19 protein-coding genes and 1 tRNA gene are annotated in these 20,293 nt (G+C 65.8%); 16 read left to right on the top strand and 4 right to left on the bottom strand.

The genetic code is table 11. The annotated features are described in order from the left end of the window. From ABYX71_RS04320 to ABYX71_RS04355, 8 genes are all read left to right on the top strand, one after another. Positions 1 to 719, top strand: a 719-nt coding sequence (locus ABYX71_RS04320; protein WP_372695267.1) for a UbiD family decarboxylase domain-containing protein, incomplete at its 5' end; no start/stop codon positions are given. A gap of 2 nt (positions 720 to 721) precedes the next feature. Then, entirely contained in the window at positions 722 to 952 is a 231-nt protein-coding gene (locus ABYX71_RS04325; RefSeq protein ID WP_372695269.1) for a non-oxidative hydroxyarylic acid decarboxylases subunit D, read from the top strand. A gap of 43 nt (positions 953 to 995) precedes the next feature. Next, positions 996 to 2,111, top strand: a complete 1,116-nt coding sequence (locus tag ABYX71_RS04330) for a fatty acid desaturase (RefSeq protein WP_372695271.1) — start codon at positions 996 to 998, stop codon at positions 2,109 to 2,111. Between the two features lie 44 nt (positions 2,112 to 2,155). Then, positions 2,156 to 3,472 (top strand): Rieske 2Fe-2S domain-containing protein, encoded by a 1,317-nt coding sequence (locus ABYX71_RS04335; RefSeq protein WP_372695273.1) that lies wholly within the window; start codon positions 2,156 to 2,158, stop codon positions 3,470 to 3,472. 32 nt (positions 3,473 to 3,504) lie between these two features. After that, positions 3,505 to 4,866 (top strand): Rieske 2Fe-2S domain-containing protein, encoded by a 1,362-nt coding sequence (locus ABYX71_RS04340; protein WP_372695275.1) that lies wholly within the window; start codon positions 3,505 to 3,507, stop codon positions 4,864 to 4,866. 52 nt (positions 4,867 to 4,918) lie between these two features. Beyond that, positions 4,919 to 6,490: an FAD-binding oxidoreductase gene (locus tag ABYX71_RS04345; protein WP_372695277.1), complete on the top strand. Its 1,572-nt coding sequence runs from the start codon at positions 4,919 to 4,921 to the stop codon at positions 6,488 to 6,490. A gap of 11 nt (positions 6,491 to 6,501) precedes the next feature. Further along, on the top strand, positions 6,502 to 7,071 hold the full coding sequence (locus tag ABYX71_RS04350; RefSeq protein WP_372695279.1) for a cytochrome c: 570 nt from the start codon (positions 6,502 to 6,504) through the stop codon (positions 7,069 to 7,071). A gap of 29 nt (positions 7,072 to 7,100) precedes the next feature. Further along, a complete protein-coding gene (locus ABYX71_RS04355) occupies positions 7,101 to 8,099 on the top strand; it encodes a ketopantoate reductase family protein (RefSeq protein ID WP_372695281.1) in 999 nt (332 codons plus the stop codon). A gap of 67 nt (positions 8,100 to 8,166) precedes the next feature. Here ABYX71_RS04355 and ABYX71_RS04360 read toward each other — a convergent pair whose 3' ends face one another. The 4 genes from ABYX71_RS04360 to ABYX71_RS04375 form a co-directional block, all read right to left on the bottom strand. Then, complete coding sequence (locus tag ABYX71_RS04360; RefSeq protein WP_372695282.1) at positions 8,167 to 9,048, bottom strand: NAD(P)-dependent oxidoreductase; 882 nt, start codon at positions 9,046 to 9,048, stop codon at positions 8,167 to 8,169. Positions 9,049 to 9,058: 10 nt separating this feature from the next. Continuing rightward, a complete protein-coding gene (locus ABYX71_RS04365; RefSeq protein WP_372695283.1) occupies positions 9,059 to 9,952 on the bottom strand; it encodes an ABC transporter substrate-binding protein in 894 nt (297 codons plus the stop codon). A gap of 30 nt (positions 9,953 to 9,982) precedes the next feature. Then, a complete protein-coding gene (locus ABYX71_RS04370) occupies positions 9,983 to 10,471 on the bottom strand; it encodes an aromatic-ring-hydroxylating dioxygenase subunit beta (RefSeq protein ID WP_372695284.1) in 489 nt (162 codons plus the stop codon). A 96-nt stretch (positions 10,472 to 10,567) separates the two neighbouring features. Further along, on the bottom strand, positions 10,568 to 11,893 hold the full coding sequence (locus tag ABYX71_RS04375) for an aromatic ring-hydroxylating dioxygenase subunit alpha (RefSeq protein WP_372695285.1): 1,326 nt from the start codon (positions 11,891 to 11,893) through the stop codon (positions 10,568 to 10,570). A gap of 230 nt (positions 11,894 to 12,123) precedes the next feature. Here ABYX71_RS04375 and hcaB point away from each other — a divergent pair, with 230 nt between their 5' ends. The 8 genes from hcaB to ABYX71_RS04415 all read left to right on the top strand — a co-directional run. Then, positions 12,124 to 12,939 carry a 3-(cis-5,6-dihydroxycyclohexa-1,3-dien-1-yl)propanoate dehydrogenase gene (gene hcaB / locus ABYX71_RS04380; RefSeq protein ID WP_372695286.1) on the top strand — a complete coding sequence of 272 codons (816 nt, stop codon included), beginning with the start codon at positions 12,124 to 12,126 and terminating at the stop codon, positions 12,937 to 12,939. Between the two features lie 91 nt (positions 12,940 to 13,030). Then, entirely contained in the window at positions 13,031 to 14,218 is a 1,188-nt protein-coding gene (locus ABYX71_RS04385) for an aromatic ring-hydroxylating dioxygenase subunit alpha (RefSeq protein WP_372695287.1), read from the top strand. A gap of 4 nt (positions 14,219 to 14,222) precedes the next feature. After that, the gene (locus tag ABYX71_RS04390) at positions 14,223 to 14,699 is read left to right on the top strand and encodes an aromatic-ring-hydroxylating dioxygenase subunit beta (protein WP_372695288.1); all 477 of its coding nucleotides are present in this window, start codon (positions 14,223 to 14,225) and stop codon (positions 14,697 to 14,699) included. A 109-nt stretch (positions 14,700 to 14,808) separates the two neighbouring features. Further along, positions 14,809 to 16,542, top strand: a complete 1,734-nt coding sequence (dnaG, locus tag ABYX71_RS04395; protein WP_372695289.1) for a DNA primase — start codon at positions 14,809 to 14,811, stop codon at positions 16,540 to 16,542. Positions 16,543 to 16,593: 51 nt separating this feature from the next. Further along, positions 16,594 to 18,477 (top strand): RNA polymerase sigma factor RpoD, encoded by a 1,884-nt coding sequence (gene rpoD / locus ABYX71_RS04400; protein WP_372695290.1) that lies wholly within the window; start codon positions 16,594 to 16,596, stop codon positions 18,475 to 18,477. A 30-nt stretch (positions 18,478 to 18,507) separates the two neighbouring features. After that, a tRNA-Ile gene (locus ABYX71_RS04405) sits at positions 18,508 to 18,584 on the top strand. A 58-nt stretch (positions 18,585 to 18,642) separates the two neighbouring features. Next, entirely contained in the window at positions 18,643 to 19,119 is a 477-nt protein-coding gene (locus tag ABYX71_RS04410) for a histidine phosphatase family protein (protein ID WP_372695291.1), read from the top strand. 14 nt (positions 19,120 to 19,133) lie between these two features. Next, on the top strand, positions 19,134 to 20,293 hold a 1,160-nt coding region (locus ABYX71_RS04415), incomplete at its 3' end, for an exopolyphosphatase (protein ID WP_372695292.1).

The following is a 20,293-nucleotide window of genomic DNA, read 5'->3' on the forward strand; positions in this document are numbered from 1 at the left end:
CGATCGCGCTGACCGAGTCCGGCAACGGCCTGGACATCCAGGCCCATGCCGAGATCGTCATCGAGGCCGAATACGTCCATGGACGTCGTGATTTCGAGGGCCCGTTCGGCGAGTTCCCCGGTTCCTACAGCGGCGTACGCCGGGCGCCGGTGTTCAAGGTGACGGCCGTCTCGCACCGCAAGAACCCGATCTTCGAGAACATCTACATCGGCCGCGACTGGACCGAGCACGACACCCTGATCGGCCTGAACACCTCGGCGCCGATCTACGCCCAGCTGAAGAAAGAGTTTCCCGAGGTGGTGGCGGTCAACGCCCTGTACCAGCACGGGCTCACCGGCATCATCTCGGTCAAGAACCGCTTCGCCGGCTTCGCCAAGAGCGTGGCACTGCGCGCCCTGTCGACGCCGCACGGGCTGATGTACCTGAAGAACCTGATCATGGTCGACGCCGACGTCGACCCGTTCGACCTGAACCAGGTCATGTGGGCGTTGTCGGTGCGCACCCGCGCCAGCGACATCATGGTCCTGAACGACATGGCCATGATCATGATCGACCCCGCCGCCGTGACGCCGGGCAAGGGTCACCACTTGATCATCGACGCCACCACCCACATGCCGCCCGACCCGATCGGCGGCGACGTGGAAATCGTCACACCGCCGTCGGGCGAGGCCATCGACGCACTGGCGGCGCGCATCCGCGACCTGCAGGGAGGAAACTGAGCATGGCCGTGAACTGCCCGCGCTGCGGCGGCGACCAGAACCGGGTCGAGTATCAAGGCAAGGAAAATGGCGAAGTGGTCTGGACCGTGCATTACTGCACCGCCTGCTGCTTCACCTGGCGCGATACCGAGCCCGCGCTGTCGATCGATCCGGCCAGGCGCCGGTCGGTGTTTCAGGTCGACCCCAGCCATCCGGAACGCTTCGGGGTGGTCATTCCGCCCGTCAAGCGCTGAGCCGTCCTTGGTCCGCATCGAATCGACAGGAGAGGGAACTCCGATGACACGACTCGACTACCTGCGCTACATGTCGCCGGCAGTGCTGGTGGCCAGCGGCATCCTCGGCCTGCTGCTCGGCGGCGCCTGGGTCTGGCTCGGTTTCGGTGCCTTCCTGCTGGTGGCGGGGATCGACCCGCTCCTGGGCAAGGACCACGGCATGCGTCGCGGCGCCCATCCGCTGCTGGCCGACACGATCCTGTACTTCCAGGTGGTGCCGGTGGCGCTGCTGTGGGTGGTGTTCGCCTGGCGCATCGGCAGCGCCAATGCCGAACTGACGGCGCTCGACTACCTGGGTGCGGCCGTGTCGGTGGCGTTCATGACCGCCATCGGTGGCCTGCCGGCGGCGCACGAGATGTTTCACCGCCACAGCACGCTCGGCAAGTTTGTGGGCAGCGTGCTGGGCACCATCTTCGCGTCCGGCTACAGCTCGCTTGCGCATGTGCACGTGCACCACATCGACACCGACACCCCGGACGACACCGAAACCCCGTACCGCGGCGAGAGCGTGTATCGCTTCGTGGTGCGTGCCGCCTACCGCCAGCATCGACGCAGCTGGCAGATCGAGATGGCGCGCCTGCGCAAGCTCGACCTTGGCTTCTGGACACCGCGCAACCTGGTGCTGCGGGGCCTGACGATGTACGCGCTGCTGCTGGGCTGCTTCTACCTCGCCGCCGGCCTCACCGGCATGCTGCTGCTGATGCTGGTGTCGGCGCTGGGCCTGTTCATCCTGGAAATCTTCAGCTACATCCAGCACTACGGCCTGCTGCGCGAACCCGGCACGCCCATCGAGGATCGCCACGCCTGGAACCACCTGACACCGCTGGGTCGCGCGCTGACGTTCGAGATCGTCACCCACTCCGAACATCACGTCGATCCGGACCGACCCTACTGGCGGCTGACGCCGCGGCCGGCCGCACCGCAGATGCCCAGCGCCGTCACCTGCTTCGTGCTGGCGCTGATCCCGCCGCTGTGGGAAAAACTGATCGGCCGTCCGCTGCTGCAGCACTGGGACACCCACCACGCCACCGCCCGCGAACGTGAGTTGGCCATTGCCGCCAACCGCGCCGCCGGCTGGCCGGACTGGCTTTCTGATGCACCGATGCCGAGCGCCGCGTAGACGGCGCCGACGGGGCATGTCCCCCACCCTGAGGAGAGCGACGGATGAAAATCGAACAGTTCAATACGCTGCTGGATGATCGCATCGACGACGGCGTGTTTGATGTCAGCCGTGACATCTACCTCGACGCCGAGCTGTTCGAACTGGAGATGAAAACCATCTTCGAGGGCAGCTGGCTGTACCTGTGCCACGAAAGCCAGATCCCGAATCCGGGAGACTTCCTCACCACGCACATGGGACGCCAGCCGGTCATCATCAGCCGCGGCAAGGACGGCCAGGTCCACGGCTTCGTCAATGCCTGCGCGCACCGTGGCGCCACCCTGTGCCGCACGCGCAAGGGCAACCAGGCGTTCTTCACCTGCCCGTACCACGGCTGGGTCTACGACAGCACCGGCAAGAACGTCGACATCAAGGATCACGCCACCGGAGCCTACCCGCCTGCCTTCGAGCAGCAGTCGCACGACCTGAAGGCCCTGCCGAAGCTCGACACCTACCGCGGCTTCGTCTTCGGGTCCCTGTCGCCCGACGTACCGTCACTCGTGGACCACCTCGGTGGCGCAACGCCGTTCATCGACCTCATGGTCGACCAATCGCCCGACGGCCTCGAAGTGCTGCGTGGCAGCTCCACGTATACCTTCAACGCCAATTGGAAACTGCAGGCCGAAAATGGCGTCGACGGCTACCACGTCACCAGCGTCCACGCCAACTACGTCGCCATGGTCCAGCGGCGGATGGCACTGGCGAAGGAAGACAAGGTAAAGGCCATCGTCGGCAACGGCGACATCAGCAAGATGCCCAGCGGCGCCTACGACCTGGGCGGCGGCCACACGCTGCTGTGGGGTCGGGTGCCCGGCGCCGGCGACCGGCCGCTGGCGCTGCGCCGGGCCGAGCTCGAACAGCGCGTCGGCGCGGTCAAGGCCAGCTGGATGATCGACTGCAGCCGCAACCTGGGACTGTTTCCGAACGTCTTCCTGATGGACCAAACGTCCACCCAGATTCGCGTGTTCCGGCCTTTGGCCGTGGACAAAACGGAAGTCACCATCGTCGGCATCGCGCCCAGGGGCGAAAGCCCGGCGGCCCGCAGCCGTCGTATCCGGCAGTACGAGGATTTCTTCAACGCCACCGGCATGGCCACACCGGACGACCTGCGCGAGTTCGAGGCCTGCCAGGCAGGCAACCGGGGACTGGCCGGCAGCCGCCAACACCTCGACCGAGGACTCGACCGACTCTCGTTCGAACCCGACGAGATGGCGCACAGCATCGGTGTCAGGCCGCACTCGCTCGGTCCCGACTGGTCCGACGAGAACATCTTCCACAGCTTCTACCGCCGCTGGCAGCAACTGCTGACCGGCCAGCGCTGAACTGCTCCAAGCGCGCTCACCGGAGACTCGCCATGAACAAGCCCGTCGAGACACAGCCCTTCCTGAACCCCAGCGACCTGGTGGTCGACCGGCCGGACGATGGCACCTTCCTGGTCAGCCGGCGCCTGTTCAATGAGGCCGAACTGTTCGAGCTCGAGATGAAATACATCTTCGAGGGCACCTGGATCTTCCTGTGCCATGAGGGCCAGATTCCCAATCCGGGCGATTTCTTCACCACCGAGATGGGTCGCCAGCCGGTGGTCATCTCGCGCGGCAAGGACGGCCAGGTCCACGGCTTCGTCAACGCCTGCGCCCACCGCGGCGCCACGCTGTGCCGCACGCGCAAGGGCAACCAGCAGTTCCTGACCTGCCCGTACCACGGCTGGGTGTACGACAGCACCGGCAAGAACGTCGACATCAAGGATCACGCCACCGGTGCCTACCCGCCCGTTTTCGAACAGCAGTCCCATGACCTCAAGGCCATTCCGCGGCTCGAAACCTACCGCGGCCTCGTGTTCGGGTCGCTGAATCCGGACGTGCCGACCCTGGCCGAGCACCTCGGCGGTGCGGCCAAGGCCATCGATTTCGTCATGGACCAGTCCGAGCACCCACTCGAGGTGCTGCGCGGCTGGTCGACCTACACCCACCGCGGCAACTGGAAACTGCAGCCCGAGAACGGCATCGACGGCTACCACTTCACCGCCGTGCACGCCAACTATGTCGGCATCATGAAACGCGAGGCCGAGCGGCGCGCCCAGAAGGCCGCCGCTACCGGCGGCGTGCAGCGCAGCTTCGGTGGCGACGACCTGCTCAAGCTCAAGAGCGGCTGGTATGACTACGGCCACGGCCACACGCTGATGTGGGGCAGCTTTGGCCAGCCACAGAATCGGCCGGTGTGGAGCCGCCGCGAACAGATCGCCGAGCGCCACGGCGCGGCGCATGCCGAGTGGGTGGTCGGGCGTCTGCACAATCTGCTGATCTTCCCGAACCTGCTCCTGATGGATCACGCCGCGACACAGATTCGTGTCATCAAGCCGGTGTCAGTGGACTTCACCAAGGTCGAGAGCTACGCCCTGGCCGCCCGCGAGGACGGCCCGGACGTACGCACCCGGCGCATCCGCCAGTTCGAGGACTTCTATAACGCCACCGGCCTGGCCACGCCGGACGACCTGGCTACCTTCGAGGCCTGCCACGACGGCCTGCAGGGGCAGCTCGTGCCCTGGCAGCTGGGCTACGACCGCGGCTTCTCGCAGGTGCGCGTCGGTGGCGATGACGAATCGGCCGCAGTCGGCATGGAGGCTCAGATGAGCGGCCCCGACTTCCAGGATGAGGTGCTGCTGCACGGCCAGTATCGCGAGTGGCTGCGCCTGATGAGCCCCGTCCTGACCGGCTGAGCGCAGCTTTCAACCAAAAAGCCGGCCCACGGCCGGCGACAAGGAGATGTCGATGCCCGAGTACCTGCCGCCTGGCGTAGCCCGCGAGGACTTCCAGTCCGCGCTGGCCGAGATTCGCTCCATCGTCGGCGCCAACTGGGTTTTCAGCAACCCCGAGGGTGACCTGCAACCCTACCTGGACCACATGTCGGCCGTGCCGCCCGAAAGCCGCATGCCGTCGGCCGCCATTTCAGCCGCCTCGGTGGCGGAGGTGCAGGGCGTGCTGCAGGTGGCCAACAAATACAAGTTGCCGTTGTGGACCTACGGCAACGGCAAGAACTTCGCCTATGGCGGACCGGCCCCGAAGCAGGCCGGCTACCTGGTGCTCGACCTCAAGCGCATGAATCGCATCCTCGAGGTCAACGAGGAATCCGGCTACTGCCTGGTCGAACCGGGCGTGTCGTACTACCAGCTCTACCAGCACCTGCAGGAAAAGGGCTATCAGCTGTGGATCGACTGTGCCGCCCCCGGCTGGGGCGGCGTGATCGGCAACGCGCTCGAGCACGGCGCCGGCTACACGCCGTATGCCGACCACCTCCTGTTCTCCTGTGGCATGGAAGTGCTGCTGGCCGATGGCCAGCTGCTGCGTACCGGCATGGGCGCCCTGCCCGGCAACAACAGCTGGCAGCTGTTCAAGTACGGCTTCGGCCCCTACGTGGACGGCATCTTCTCGCAGAGCAACTTCGGCATCGTCACCAAGATGGGTTTCTGGCTCATGCCGAAACCACCGGCCTACAAGCCGTTCATGGTGACCTACCAGAACGAGGAAGACATCAAGCCGCTGATGGACATCCTGCGGCCGCTGAAGATGAACATGATCATCCAGAACGGCGCGGTGATCGAACACATCTCCTACAGTGCCTCGGTGCAGCGCCTGCGCAAGGACCTGTGGGACAAGCCCGGCGTCATTCCGGATTCGCGCTGGCGCGAAGTGGCCGATGAGCTGGACCTTGGCATGTGGAACCTGTACGGCGCCCTGTACGGCCTGCCCGAGAACGTCGAGATGACCTGGCAGATGGTGCAGCACGAGCTCACGCGCATTCCCGGCGCCAAGGTGTACCTGGACGGTGACCGCCCGGCCGACGACGCCGGCTGGAACTACCGCGAGAAGCTGATGCGCGGCGAGCCCAACATGACCGAGTTCAACCTGGTCAACTGGGACGGCGGCGGGCACCTGAACTTCACGCCCATGGCGGCCATGACCGGCAAGAACGCGTGGGAAATGTTCACCATCTTCAAGGAACTGTTGAACAGGCACGGGTTCGACATGATCTGCGAGGAAGTGGCCATGTTCCGCACCATGATCACGCTGATCATGGTCATGTTCGACCCGCGCGACGAAGACGCCCGCCAGCGTGCCGACGCCTGTTCGCGCGAACTGGTGGCCATCGCCAAGGCCCACGGCTACGGCGAACTGAAGGCCAACCTCACCTACATGGACATCATTGCCGACATGTACGACGGCCAGGACGATGCGCTGCGCAAGGTGAACCAGCGCATCAAGGATGCACTGGATCCCAACGGCATCCTGTCGCCGGGCAAGTCCGGCATCTGGCCGTCCAACTGGACCGGCCCGCGGTACTGAGGGGACCGGAAATGACCCGCATAACAACGATCGCGAAGCTGGCCGGCGCTGCCCTGCTGGGCTTTTCCTGGGCCGGCTGGACGCATGCGGCCGACGAAACCGGCGTGGTCGACGCCGCCGTCAGCCCACCGGCGGAGCTGGCCACGCCGGTAGGCGAACGCACCGGCGAGGAGCTGTTCGTGCAGTTCTGCCGCGCCTGCCATGCCCCCGGCCTGGACCACCCCGGCACGGCCAAACTGGCCTTGACCAAGGGTGAGGCCCAGTCGGTGATCCTGAACCGACAGGATCTGCCGGCGGAATACGTTGCATACGTCGTGCGCAACGGCCTGCTGGGCATGCCGCCCTTGCGCCCGACCGACATCACCGACGCCGAACTCGAGCGTCTTGTCACCTACGTGCGCAACACCCCGGCCGACGCCATACCACCGGAGCACCCGGGGGGCGCCTACGCCCATCCGCCGACACTGGAACAGATCTGGAATTTCGGCATCAAGCCGCGCCTGTTCACGGTCATCGTGCCGACCGTCGTCGTGCTGGCGCTGCTCATCACGTTACTGGTGCGCCGCCGGCGCAAGAAGTGACCCTCTCAACCCAACCCTAAGGAATCAACATGCGCTTTGTCATTCTCGGGGCCGGCGGGCTCGGCTCGGTCATTGGCGGCTACCTGGCCAAGGCCGGCGAGGACGTCACCCTCATCTGCCGCCAGGCCCACGCCGACGCGGTCAACACCCAGGGACTGAAAATCAGCGGCGTACGCGGCGACCACCTGGTCCGCGAGAACCTCAGCGCCGTCACCACGCCCGACGAAGCGGAAGGCGAATTCGACCACCTGATCATCCTGGTCAAGGGCAAGGACACCGAAACCGCGCTGGCCCAGGCCGAGGGCCTCAAGGCCCGCTGCAAGAACGTGTTCTCGCTGCAAAACGGCATCGGCAAGGAAGAACGCCTGCGCGAGTGGGCCGGCCGCGACAAGGTAGTGGGCGCCTCCACCATCGAGGGCGGCACGCTGCACGAGCCGGGCGTGGCAAGCAACCCGCTCACCACGCCGATCACCGCCTGGTTCGGTGAACTCGACGGCGGCACCAGCCCGCGTACCGAGGCGCTGGCCGAGGCCTTCACCCGCGCCGGGCTGGAAGCCCGCTCGGTCCCCAACATCATGCAGGTACTGTGGGAAAAGCTGGTGCAGATCGGCACTGCCTCCGGCTGGTCGGTAAGCACGCTGGGCCTTCGCCTGTACTTCCAGGACGGCCTGCTGATCCGCCAGGGCGCCGAGCACTACGTGGCGCTGGCCAAGGACTTCCTGCGCGTCTACGGCGCCATGGGCTACACGCCGCAGAACTTCTACGCGCCGATGTCGCAGTTCAAGGAGTTGAACGAACTCGACTTCGAAGGCGGCGTGGCGATGATGATGAAGCTCGGCGAGCGCCTCAAGCAGCAGGGCATGCGCGGGCGCACGTCCATGCACGAGGATGTCATCCGCGGCAAGAAGACCGAGGTCGACTACCTGCTGAAGCCGTTCCTGGACAAGGCGGCGGAACTTAACCTCGAGGTACCGGTACTGGAATCGGTGTACCGCATCGTCAAGACCCAGGATGCCTACCTGGATTGATGTGGCCCGGTGTTCGACACAAAAAAGGCGCCGCGAGGCGCCTTTTTTTGTGTCCACAGTCGGCCCGTCAGCGGCGGATCACGCCCTTTTCGATCAGCTCGCTCAACCCGAACGGATCGAAATTCGTGTAACCCGCATCCATGGCCTGCTGGAACAACCCGAGCAGCGCGTCCCCCAGCGGCAGCGTGAGTCCCGCATCCTGCTGCGACAGCTCCCGCACCGCCTTCAGGTCCTTGTAGAAGATGCCCAGCCCGGTCGGGCCCTCGCCGAACGGCCGCGCCGCCAGCTTGGGCTTGTAGAAATCCAGCACGTGCCGCGGCGACACGCAGGCGCCGAGCACGTCCATGAGTTGCACACCGTCGATGCCGCAGCGCTCGCCGAGCACCACCGCCTCGCTCAAACCCACCAGCGTGCCCATGAACGCCAACTGGTGACACAGCTTGGCGATCTGCCCGCTACCGGGTGGCCCGAGATGGAAAATGCTGCCGCCGAAGGTCTCCAGGAGCGGCCTGACGGTGTCGAAGGCCGTCGGCTCGGCCCCCACCATCACCGCCAGCGTGCCCGCCTCGGCCCACGGCGCGGAGCCACTCAAGGGTGCGTCGACATAGTGCATGCCGGCGGCCCGTGCCTGTTCCGCAAGGGCCCGGCAGCGCGGCGGCGCCGTGGTGCCCAGATCCACCACCACGGCGCCGGGCGCCGCGCGCTCGAAAATGCCATCCGCCTGGCTCAGGACCTCGGCGAGAACCTCCTGGTTGGAGACCGCCACGAACACCACCTGCGCCCCGGCGGCGGCATCGCCGACCGAGCGCGCGATCCCGGCACCGACGGCACCGGCCTTGTCGAGCGCGGCCGCCGACACGTCAAACGCCTTCACGGCATGACCGGCGCCAACAAGATGCCGCACGATGGGCACCCCCATCACACCTACGCCGACGAAGCCCAGCTGCATGACGGCCGGCCTACCAGGTCGCCGCAACGTAATCGCGGATGTCGTAATCCGCCGGCACGCGACGCTGGGTGACCAACTCCTGCTCCACCCGCTTCAGGAACGCCCAATCGAGACTGGGCTCACGCCGCCAATGGCGCCGTTCGCGCTGCATGGCCCGCTCGATGTCGTCCTCGCTCACGAACGGCAGCTGCCCGGCGAACGGGCGCAGTGCCGCCGGATGCTCACAGGCATCGGCGATCGCCTCGAAATAGGCGCCCACCGTGCGCCGCACCAGCTCCGGACGCTCCTCGATCCAGCGCCGGCGGGCGTACAGAAGAATGCCGTAGTTGGCCGGTCGAAGCAGGTCGGCGTAATCGGCCAGCACCCGCCAACCGTGCCGGCGCTCGATCAGGCTCACGTACGGTTCGTACAGGATGCCGATACGAAAGGCACCTTTCTCGACGCCATCGGCGAAGGCCTGGCCATAGTTGTCGAAGGCGCTGTCCTTCATGAGTTCGACGACGTCGAAATCATCGGCGGCCAGCCCTTCCTGCCGGGCGTGCCACTCCAGCAGACTGCCTGGACAGGTCATGCGCTTGTTGATGACCACCGCCTCTGCGCGGCAATCGGACAGGCGCTGCACCTCGGGCGCAGCGACCAGGTAAAACGGGGCGAAATCACAAAACCCGACGCTGACCACAGCGTACTCGCGTGAGCCTACCGCCGCCGGCAGAAACACCGGCGTACCGATCTGACCCATGTCGTAGGCGCCCTCACGGATGCGGGCGCCGTACTCCTCGCCGGTGAGGTGGCTCGACAGGCTCAGGTCCAGGCCGCGGGCCGCGAACCGGCCCTCGCGCTGCCACTGCTCGATCGGAAAGTTGAACAGACCAACCGGCGGCGTGCCCCAGTTCACGACATCCATCGCCAACTCCCCGCCGCCGGCTGGCGGCCATCAGACGTGATAGAAGTCCAGCACCTCGGGAATCAGATCATTGATGAGAATGATCTTCTTCTTGGCGATGCGCAGGCTGCCATCGCTCTGCGGACGCAAAACGTACTCGTACTGGCCGGCAAAGAAGTGCGTCTTCTTGTGCTTGAAATACGTCACCTGCCAGCTGGCGTCGACGGCGAAGTCGCCATTCTCCAGCTTGCGCGCCTGCACGTTGCCAACCATGTGGCTGGTACGCGGCAACGGCACGGACGCCGACGACATGCCCGTGCGCAGGCGGAACACACGATCCTCAAGACCGCTGCGGTCGGCGTAATAAATAAGCGAGATCTCGTTGTGCGGATCGGTGATGTAGCTGTGCTCCGACTCCCAGGCCGGAATCCAGAATTCGGCTTCCGGCAGGTACAGTGCCAGCCAGTCGTCCCACGCCTGGCGGTCGATCAGACGGGCTTCGGTGTAGAGCAGGTCGGCGCAACGCGCGACGTCATCCATGGTCTTTGCCTTTCAAGTTCATACGAGTTGACGGGAGCCGGGGCCTCAGACGTGCCCGGTCGACGGCGGGGCGCCTGAGGCACCCCGCCGGGCCGGTCACTTCTGCATGGCATTCAGCCAGTGCCGGTGCTGCGCCAGGAAAATGCCCTCGTCTTCCACCTTGCCGCCGCTGTAATCGGGGTTGATGCCCAGCGCCTTGGCACGCTCGTCCGGCCCCTTGGTCAGGAACTTCACGCCACGGGTGAGGTCGTTCCAGCGCGCCAGGCGCCCCTGGTAGGCGTGCTGCGCGTAGGAGAACTCGCTCAGGTCATCCGGCGTGGCCATGCCCGAGGCATTGAAGAAGTCCTCGTACTGGCGAATGCGGTGAGCCCGCATCTTGGGCGACTCGCCCTTCGGCGCGATGGCGTAGATGGTGACCTCGGTCTTGTCCACGGCAATCGGTCGAAACACGCGAATCTGCGACGACATCTGGTCCATCAGAAACACATTCGGATAGATCAGGGTGTTGCGCAGCTTGCCGATCATCCAGTGGGTGTAAACCTCGCCGAATTCCTTGCTCCACGTGTCGTACATGTGGAAGTTGGGCCGCCGGTCGCCGCGATTGGGCCAGTCGCCCCACAGCACCACGTGACCGTTGCCGAAGTCGAAGAAACCGGCCTCAAGGTTGCCCAGCTGCGACACGTCCATCGACTTGATCTGATTGTCGCCCGCACGGATCCGCTCACGGTTCTGCGTGGTCATGGCGAAATTCACGTGCAAGCCGTGCACGTGGTAGCCGTCCACACCGTTCTCGGCCTGCAGTTTCCAGTTGCCGTCGTAGGTGTAGGTGGAGTGGCCACGCAACACCTCAAGGCCCTCGTCGCCGCCCTGATCCGCCATCATGTCCAGCATCACGCGCGCATCGCGCAGGTGCTCGGACAGCGTCGGCACCTCGTCGCTGAGCGACGCGAACACGAACCCACGGTAGGACTCCACGCGCGGCACCCGGGTCAGGTTGTAGTTTTCCTTGCAGAACTGATCCGGATAGCCTCCCCCCTTCTCGCGCGTCACCGACATCAGCTTGCCATCGGTGTCGAAGCACCAGCCGTGGAAGAAGCACGTCATGTCGGTCTTGTTGCCGCGCTCTTCGTGGATCAGCTGCGAGCCGCGATGCGAGCAGGCGTTGATGAAGACGTTCACCTGCCCGGATGCGCCGCGCATGACGATGACCGGCTGACGGCCCATGTAGGTGGTCAGGAAGTCCCCCGCCTTGGGGACCTGGCTCTCGTGGCAGATGTAGAGCCAGCTGCGCTCCCATATGCGCTCCATTTCCAACTCGAAAATGTCGGGGTCGGTAAAAATGGAGCGGTCGACGCGGATCACGCCCTCGTTGGGACGCTCATCCAGATAAGCATCGAGATTGATGGATTCGAACGGTTTCATGGGGGATCCTCCGCCTGTCAATGGCGCTGGCGTTACATCAGGGTGAGCGATGGTGGAACCGGCGCCACGCACCACTCACCGTGTCTGAGCGAACGTTAATATTAAACGATTGACAAATTGGACAGGTAGAGCGGGCGTACGTCACGCAGTTCGGCCGCCTGTACAATGCGCCGCCGCAGACCGCGCCCCGGCGCGGCGGAAACCCCACAAGGATCGTTCGGGAGGAGCAGATGGGCTGGCTGGACAACACAGTTTCGATCGTCACCGGCGGTGGCTCGGGCCTTGGGCGTGCCCTGGTGCAGCGATTCATCGCGGAAGGCGCCTCGGTCGGGGTGCTCGAGCGCGACGCGGCCAAGGCGGAGCAACTCGGTCACGACTTCGGTGACCGCGTACACGCAGTCACCGGCGATGTCTCCAGCTACGCCGACAACGCACGCGCGGTTCAGGAAACGGTTGCCCGCTTCGGCAGGCTCGACACGTTCGTCGGCAACGCCGGCGTGTTCGATTACTTCCGGACGCTGCCGGAGCTGGATGCGGAGCACCTGTCGGCCGCTTTCGACGAGTTGTTCGCGGTCAACGTCAAGGGGTATCTGCTCGGCGCCAAGGCCGCCCTGCCAGAACTGCTCAAAACGCGCGGCAGCATCATCTTCACCATCTCCAACGCCGGCTTCTACCCGGCCGGTGGTGGCCCGCTGTACACGGCCTCCAAGCACGCGGTGGTCGGCCTGGTACGCGAGCTGGGCTACGAACTTGCGCCCAAGGTACGCGTCAACGGCGTCGCCCCCGGCGGCATGAAGACCGAGCTGGGCGGTCTCGCGGCCACCGGCACCGAGCAGGTCAAGCTCAGCCAGATGGAGGGCCTCGACGACCTGATGCGCTCCATCAGCCCGCTGCAGATCGCCGCGGAGCCTGAGGACTACTGCGGCCCCTACGTTCTGCTCGCCTCCCGCGCCAACTCATCGCCGATGACCGGCGTGGTGATCAACACCGACGGCGGCCTCGGCGTGCGTGGCTTCACCCAGATGGCGGGCGGCGAGGCGCTGTAGGCGCCATTGATCTCGGGCGCCGGCGGTTGCCATCGGCCCGACACGTATACAATCATTCGGTAACCCGGTTCCTACCCTGGAGATAACCGCCATGAACGCCCCCACCGTGTTTGGCGCGCCGGTTCGCTGGCCGGCCAAAATCAACGAGATTCCGAAGGACATCTTCGACCGCGAAGATATCTTCCGGATGGAACTCGAGCGCATCTTCTACGGGCCGGAGTGGCACCCGGTTGCGCACACCGGCGAGATTCCCAACCCCGGCGACTTCAAGACGTTCCACATCGGCGAGCGGCCGCTGCTGGTCGTGCATGGCCTGGATGGCCAGGTCCGCGTCTTCTACAACGCCTGCTCGCACCGCGGCACGTTGCTGGAAACCAACAACCGCGGCAACAAGACCGAGTTTGAGTGCCCGTATCACCGCTGGCTGTTCGACAGCACGGGTGCCCTGCGCGGCTGCCCCGGCAAGGATGATTTCTCGCCGAGCTTCCGGCAGGAAGAAACGGGGCTGGAGGAGTTGCGCACGGCGATCGTCGGCGGGCTCATCATGACCACGCTGCACCCCGACACGCCGGACATCGACACCTGGCTCGGACGTACCAAGCCGGCGCTGCTGCAACTGCTCGGTGGTGATGGCCGCCTGCGCCTGCTCGGCTACCAGAAGGTGAGCTACGACTGCAACTGGAAGGCGTACGTCGACAACGACGGCTACCATGCCCCGCTGCTGCACCTGGCGTTCAAGATGCTGAACTGGCAGGGGGGTGGCGGCACGCAGTTCGCCACCGAGAACGGCCACCTGGCCTTCCAGTCGGAACTCAAGGTGCCGAACAACCCCGACTTCCTGCGCGACCCCTCGCTGATCGAGTTCAAGGGCACGCAGTCGTCGAAAGGCTCGATCATCGTCAGCCTGAACCCACTGACGGTCATGACCAAGCACCTGGACATGATCAACGTGCGTTTCGCCGTGGCCCGTTCCCTGCTGAAGACCGAAGTGCACTACGCTTACTTCGCTCACGTCGACGACGACGAGGAGATGGTTCGCCACCGCCTGCGCCAGTCGTCGAACATGCTCGGTCCGTGCGGCATGGTGTCCATGGAGGATGCGTCGATCTTCCTGCGCGTCCAGCATGGCAACCGCACGCCCGGGAATGCGGTGTTCCAGAAGGGCGTGAAGCAGGAACACGGCATGTGGCTCGATTTCAAACAAAACGACGAAGCCGGCAACCTGCCCAAGTGGGAGTACTACCGGCGGGTGATGGGCTTCGAACGAGAGGAGAACTGAACCGATGACTCAGGACGTGTTGCAGCAGATCGATGCGCTGCAGATCAGCTACATCGCTGCGCTCGACAACAAGAACATGCAGGGCTGGCTGGACAGCTTCACGCAGGATGGCTCGTACATCTGCATCGCCGCCGAGAACGAGGAACAGGGCCTGCCGCTGGCGCTGATGATGGACGACTGCCACGAGCGCCTCGAGGACCGGGTCACCTACGTCACCAAGGTGTGGGCCGGTACCTTCGAGGACTACCAGACACGTCACTTCGTGCAGCGCGTGTCGTGCAGCCCCAAGGGAGACGACCTGTACGACACGGTAAGCAACTTCACCGTGTTCTACACCGACTCAGCCGGCAATACCGGCATTCTGGTGGCCGGCCGCTACATCGATGAAATCGCCGTCAACGGCAGCGGTGCCAAGCTGAAGTCGCGTCGGGCAGTGATGGATACCAACGTTGCCCCGCGCTACATCGTCTACCCCATCTGAGAAAACGCTGAACGCATCCTGCCACGGAGCGATTCAGCCTGTCGCCGGCCGGGACTGACCCGGCCGGCGACGCTTTCCCGCACCGGCCGCACGCGCTATCGTCCCCGCCATGAGCGGCCGCATTCCCGACGACTTCATCGACGCCGTTCTGGCGCGCACCGACATCGCCGAGATCATCGGCGCGCGGGTGCCGTTGCGTCGCGCCGGCCGCGAACTGGCCGGCCGGTGTCCGTTTCACGAAGAAAAGACCCCGTCTTTCACCGTCAGCCCGCAAAAGCAGTTCTATCACTGCTTCGGCTGTGGCGCCCACGGCACCGCCATCGGTTTCCTGATGGCGCTCGACCGCCTCGACTTCCGCGAGGCGGTGGGCGAGCTGGCCCAGCGTGCCGGCATGACACTGCCGACCGACAGCGCACCCGCCGCGGCGACGGGCGGGCCGCCACTGGCAAGCCTGTACGAGGCGCTTGGCGCCGCCAGCGCGTTTTACCAACAGCAACTGCGCCGGCATCCGGCGGCCGGCACCGCAATCGAATACCTCAAGCACCGTGGCCTGGACGGCAAGACCGCCGGGCGGTTTCACCTCGGCTTCGCGGCCGATGCCTGGGACAGCCTGCGCCAGGCGCTCGGCCAGCACTTCAGCGCCGACCTGCTGCGCCAGGCCGGACTGCTCGGCGGTGACGGCAACCGCGGTCACGACCGCTTTCGCAACCGCATCATGTTTCCCATCGAAGACCGGCGCGGGCGGGTGATCGGCTTCGGCGGGCGCATTCTCGGCCAGGGCGAACCGAAATACCTCAACTCGCCGGAAACGCCGGTCTTCCACAAGGGCCGCGAGCTGTACGGCCTGCCGAACGTGCTGGCCCACGCACGCAACCCGGAAGCGCTGCTGGTGGTCGAGGGCTACATGGACGTGGTGATGCTGGCCCAGCACGGCATCGACACGGCCGTGGCCGTGCTCGGCACCGCACTCACCGCCGATCACGTCAAGGCGGCGTTTCGCGTGACCTCGCGCGTCATCCTGTGCTTCGATGGCGACGCTGCCGGGCGGCGCGCCGCCGAGCGCGCGGTCGACAACGCGCTGCCGGAACTGACCGATGGACGCGACCTGCGCCTGCTGTTCCTGCCGGAGGGCGAGGACCCGGACTCACTGGTGCGCCGTGTCGGTCGAGACGGTTTCCTGGCGTTGGCCGGCCAGGCCACGCCACTGTCGCGGCACCTGCTCACCCGGCTGCTGGAACAGGTCGACCTGGGCGTGCCGGAAGGCCGCGCCGCGCTTGCCGCACGTGCAAAGCCCCTGCTGGAACGGCTGCCTGCCGGCACCTATCGCGACCTGCTGGCGGACGAGATAGGGCGCCACGTCGGGCGTGCCGTATCCACCAGCACGGCGCCCAGCGCACGACCCGCCGCACCACGGCGCAGCCAGCGCCCGTCTCTCGTGCGACGGTCCATCCTGCTGCTGGCCCATTACCCGCAACTGGCCAAGGAACTCGACGGGCTGGCGTCACTCCAATCCCTGGAGCGGCCAGGCATGGATCTGCTGCGCCGCCTGGTCGACACCATTGGCGGCCTGTCGCAGCCGCGCCTGGACCGCTTGATCGAACTGTGGCGCGACACCGACGACGGCGCCACCCTGTCGCGAATTCTGGCCAGCGGCGACCTGGTGCCGGACACGCCCCAACTGGCCGGCGAGGAATTGCAGCAGATCATCACAACCCTGGCCCGACAGGCACAACGCGCGCAGCTGGGCGATCTCCTGCGCGATGCGTCGCCCAGCAAGCTCGACCCACAGCAACGGGCCGAGGTGCTGGCACTGTTGAATCGCCGCGACAAAACCCCGACATAGACCTTACAACGTTATAATTCCCTGTTCCGCCCAAGTTACCCGAGGCATCCTATGGACAACGGTGTCGACAACCCCGAAGAAAACTCCGAGCTGAAGCAGCTGCTGGCGCTGGGTCGTGCGAGGGGCTACCTCACCTTCGGGGAGATCAACGACCACCTGCCACAGGACATCGTCGAAACCGAGCAGCTGGAAGGCATCGTCGCCATGCTCACGGACATGGGCATCCGCGTGTCGGATGTGCCGCCGGACATGGAAGAGCTGCTGATGAGCGGCGAGAACGTGACCGAGGACGAGGCGGTCGAGGAAGCCGCCGCGGCCATGACCGCGGTCGAGCGCGAGGGCCGCACCACCGACCCGGTGCGCATGTACATGCGCGAGATGGGCACCGTGGAGCTGCTCACCCGCGAGGGCGAGATCGCCATCGCCAAGCGCATCGAGGCCGGCCAGCAGCAAGTGATGGCCGCCCTGCTGAAACTGCCACGGGTGGTCGACGAAGTGTTTGGCCTGTATGAACAGGTCCAGGCCGGCCAGCTGCGCCTGCCCGCCTTCGTCGCCGGCTTCTACGAAGGCGAGGAACCGGACAGCCCGGCCTCCAGCGACGCCGACGACGACGCCGACAGCAAGGATGCCGACAACAGCGACGACATCGACGACTCCGACAGCGACGACGACAGCGACATCGACAACGACAGCGACAGCTCGTCGTCGGTGGAAGAAACCGAAATCGGCCCCGACGCCGAACAGGTGGCAACGCATTTCGAGCTGCTGAACAGCCTGCGCGAGCAGCTCGCCAAGGCCGAGTCCAAGAAGAAGCCCAGCGCCACCGAACTGGCCGAACTGCGCCAGGAACTGCAAACCAACATTCTCAGGCTGCGCGTCGTGCCCAAGCAGATCGAGGATCTGGCCGGGCTGCTGCGCGGTGTCATGGAGCGCATCCGCCAGCACGAGCAGGTCATCCTGGACCTGTGCGTGAACAAGTGCGACATGCCGCGCAAGGACTTCATCCGTGTGTTCATCGGTCACGAGACCGACACCGGCTGGCTGGAAACCCAGATCAACGCCAAGAAGAAGCACAGCACGCGCCTGAAGCACTTCACCGACGACATCCGCCGCGCCCAGCGCAAGCTGGCGGAAATCGAGCGCGAGCACGGGCTGGAAATCGCCGCCATCAAGGAAATCAACCGCCAGATGCTCTCTGGCGAGCGCCACTCGAACCAGGCCAAGAAGGAAATGGTCGAGGCCAACCTGCGCCTGGTCATTTCCATCGCCAAGAAGTACACCAGCCGCGGTCTGCAGTTCCTGGACCTGATCCAGGAGGGCAACATCGGCCTGATGAAGGCGGTGGACAAGTTCGAATACCGCCGTGGCTACAAGTTCTCCACCTACGCCACCTGGTGGATTCGCCAGGCCATCACCCGTTCGATCGCCGACCAGGCGCGCACCATCCGCATCCCGGTGCACATGATCGAGACCATCAACAAGCTCAACCGCGTGTCGCGCCAGCTGTTCCAGCAGCTCGGCCGTGAGCCGACCCCGGAGGAGCTGGCGGTCAAGATGGAAATGGCCGAGGACAAGATCCGCAAGGTGCTGAAGATCGCCAAGGAACCGATTTCCATGGAGACGCCCATCGGCGACGACGAGGACTCCAGCCTCGGCGATTTCATCCAGGACTCGAACGCCCCGCTGCCGATCGACATCAGCACCGCCGAGAGCCTGCGCGAGGCCACGCAGGACGTGCTCGGTTCGCTGACGCCGCGCGAGGCCAAGGTCCTGCGCATGCGCTTTGGCATCGAGATGAACACCGACCACACGCTCGAGGAAGTCGGCAAGCAGTTCGACGTCACGCGTGAGCGTATCCGGCAGATAGAGGCCAAGGCACTGCGCAAGCTGCGTCATCCGACCCGGTCCGAGAAGCTGCGCAGCTTCCTGGACTGAAATCCGCCGTCGACCGGACAACTCAGGCAAGGGCCTTTAGCTCAATCGGTTAGAGCAGCGGACTCATAATCCGTTGGTTGTGGGTTCGAGTCCCACAGGGCCCACCACCCCCGAGACCGGTCGCGGCGGTGATAATGAACCCCCGCCCGAACTGCCCGAGTCGCCGTGCGCTGCCTGGTCCTTCGCCACGCCCCCGCCGAGTCCAGCCAGCCGGACGCCGAACGCCCACTCAGTGCGGCCGGCGCCAACCTGCTGCGCCAGGCGCGTGGCCCGCTGCACACCCTGGTGCCGGACACACGCCTGGTGGCCCACAGCCCGCTGCGACGTGCCCGCGAGACCGCCACCCTGCTGGCGGAAGTGTTCGCGGTCCCGGTGGTCGAGACCCCTGCGCTGGCCCCCGGCAACCTCGATGACCTGCTGCCCTGGCTGACCGGCCAGGCCGGCACGGCGGCGGTGGTCGGCCACGAGGACGACCTCAGCTACTGGGTCTGCCATATGCTCACCGGCCAGGCCGGACGCTTCTTCCACTTCGAGCGGGCCGGCGCCTGCCTGCTGGAATTCCGCGGCCGGCCGCGTCCCGGTGGCGCCGACCTGCACTGGCTGCTCCCCCCCGAACTGCTGGCGCGCATGGCGCGCCGCTAGGCCAGCGACGTTTCATGCCCACACCCAACACCGACACCGGTTTCGACACCATCGCCGCCGTCGACCTGGGCTCGAACAGCTTCCATCTGATGGTCGGACGCGTGGCCGGCGAGGAGGTCCAGGTCATCGACCGGCTGCGCGAACCGATACGTCTGGGCAGCGGACTGGATGACGACGGCAACCTCACCCCGGCCATTTGTGCCGAGGCACTGGCCTGCCTGAACCGCTTCGGGGAACGCCTGCGCCGCCTGCCGCAGGGCGCCGTGCGCGCCGTCGGCACCAACGCCCTGCGCCGCGCCGGCAATGGCGAGCGCTTTCTGGCCGACGCGCGACGGGCGCTGGGCCACCCGATCGAAATCGTGTCCGGCGTCGAGGAAGCGCGGCTGATCTACATCGGCGTGGCACACAGCGTGCCCGCCGACGACCGCCAGCAGTTGGTGATCGACATCGGCGGCGGCAGCACCGAACTGATCATCGGTCGCCGCTACCAGCCGCTGCGCTTGGAGAGTCTCTACCTGGGCTGCGTGTCGCACAGCCAGCGTTACTTCGGCGACGGCCGCATCACCCCCTCGCGCCTGCGCGACGCCGAACTGGCCGCCCTGCAGGAACTCGAACCGGTCGCCGCCGACTATCGCGCGCTGGGCTGGCAGCGTGCCATCGGTGCCTCCGGCAGCATGGTGTCGGTGGCAGAAGCCCTGCGCTGCGCCGGATTCGTCAAGAACGGCGGCATTACCGTCAGCGGGCTGCAGCGGCTGCGAAAGCACGTGCTGGAACTGGGCCGCGTCGACCGCCTCGACCGCCTGCAGGTACGTGCCGACCGCGTCCCCGTCTTCATGGGGGGGCTGGCCATCGTGCTGGCCCTGTTCGAGGGCCTGGGCATCAAGCGGCTGGAGATATCCGACGGTGCCCTGCGCCAGGGATTGCTCTACGACCAGCTGGGACGCATCCACAACGCCGACATCCGCGACCGCACGGTGGCGCAGATGATGCGCCGCTACCACGTCGATACCAGCCACGCCCGGCGCATCATGCGCACCGCCCAGCGCGGCCTGGACCTGATCGGCGCTGCCTGGGACCTGACCGACCCGCACTGGCGTCAGCTGCTGGGCTGGGCCGCCCTGCTGCATGAAATCGGCCTTGATGTGGCCCACGCTCAGTACCACAAGCACGGCGC

This window comes from Immundisolibacter sp. (genome assembly GCF_041625615.1).
Taxonomy (GTDB): domain Bacteria; phylum Pseudomonadota; class Gammaproteobacteria; order Immundisolibacterales; family Immundisolibacteraceae; genus Immundisolibacter.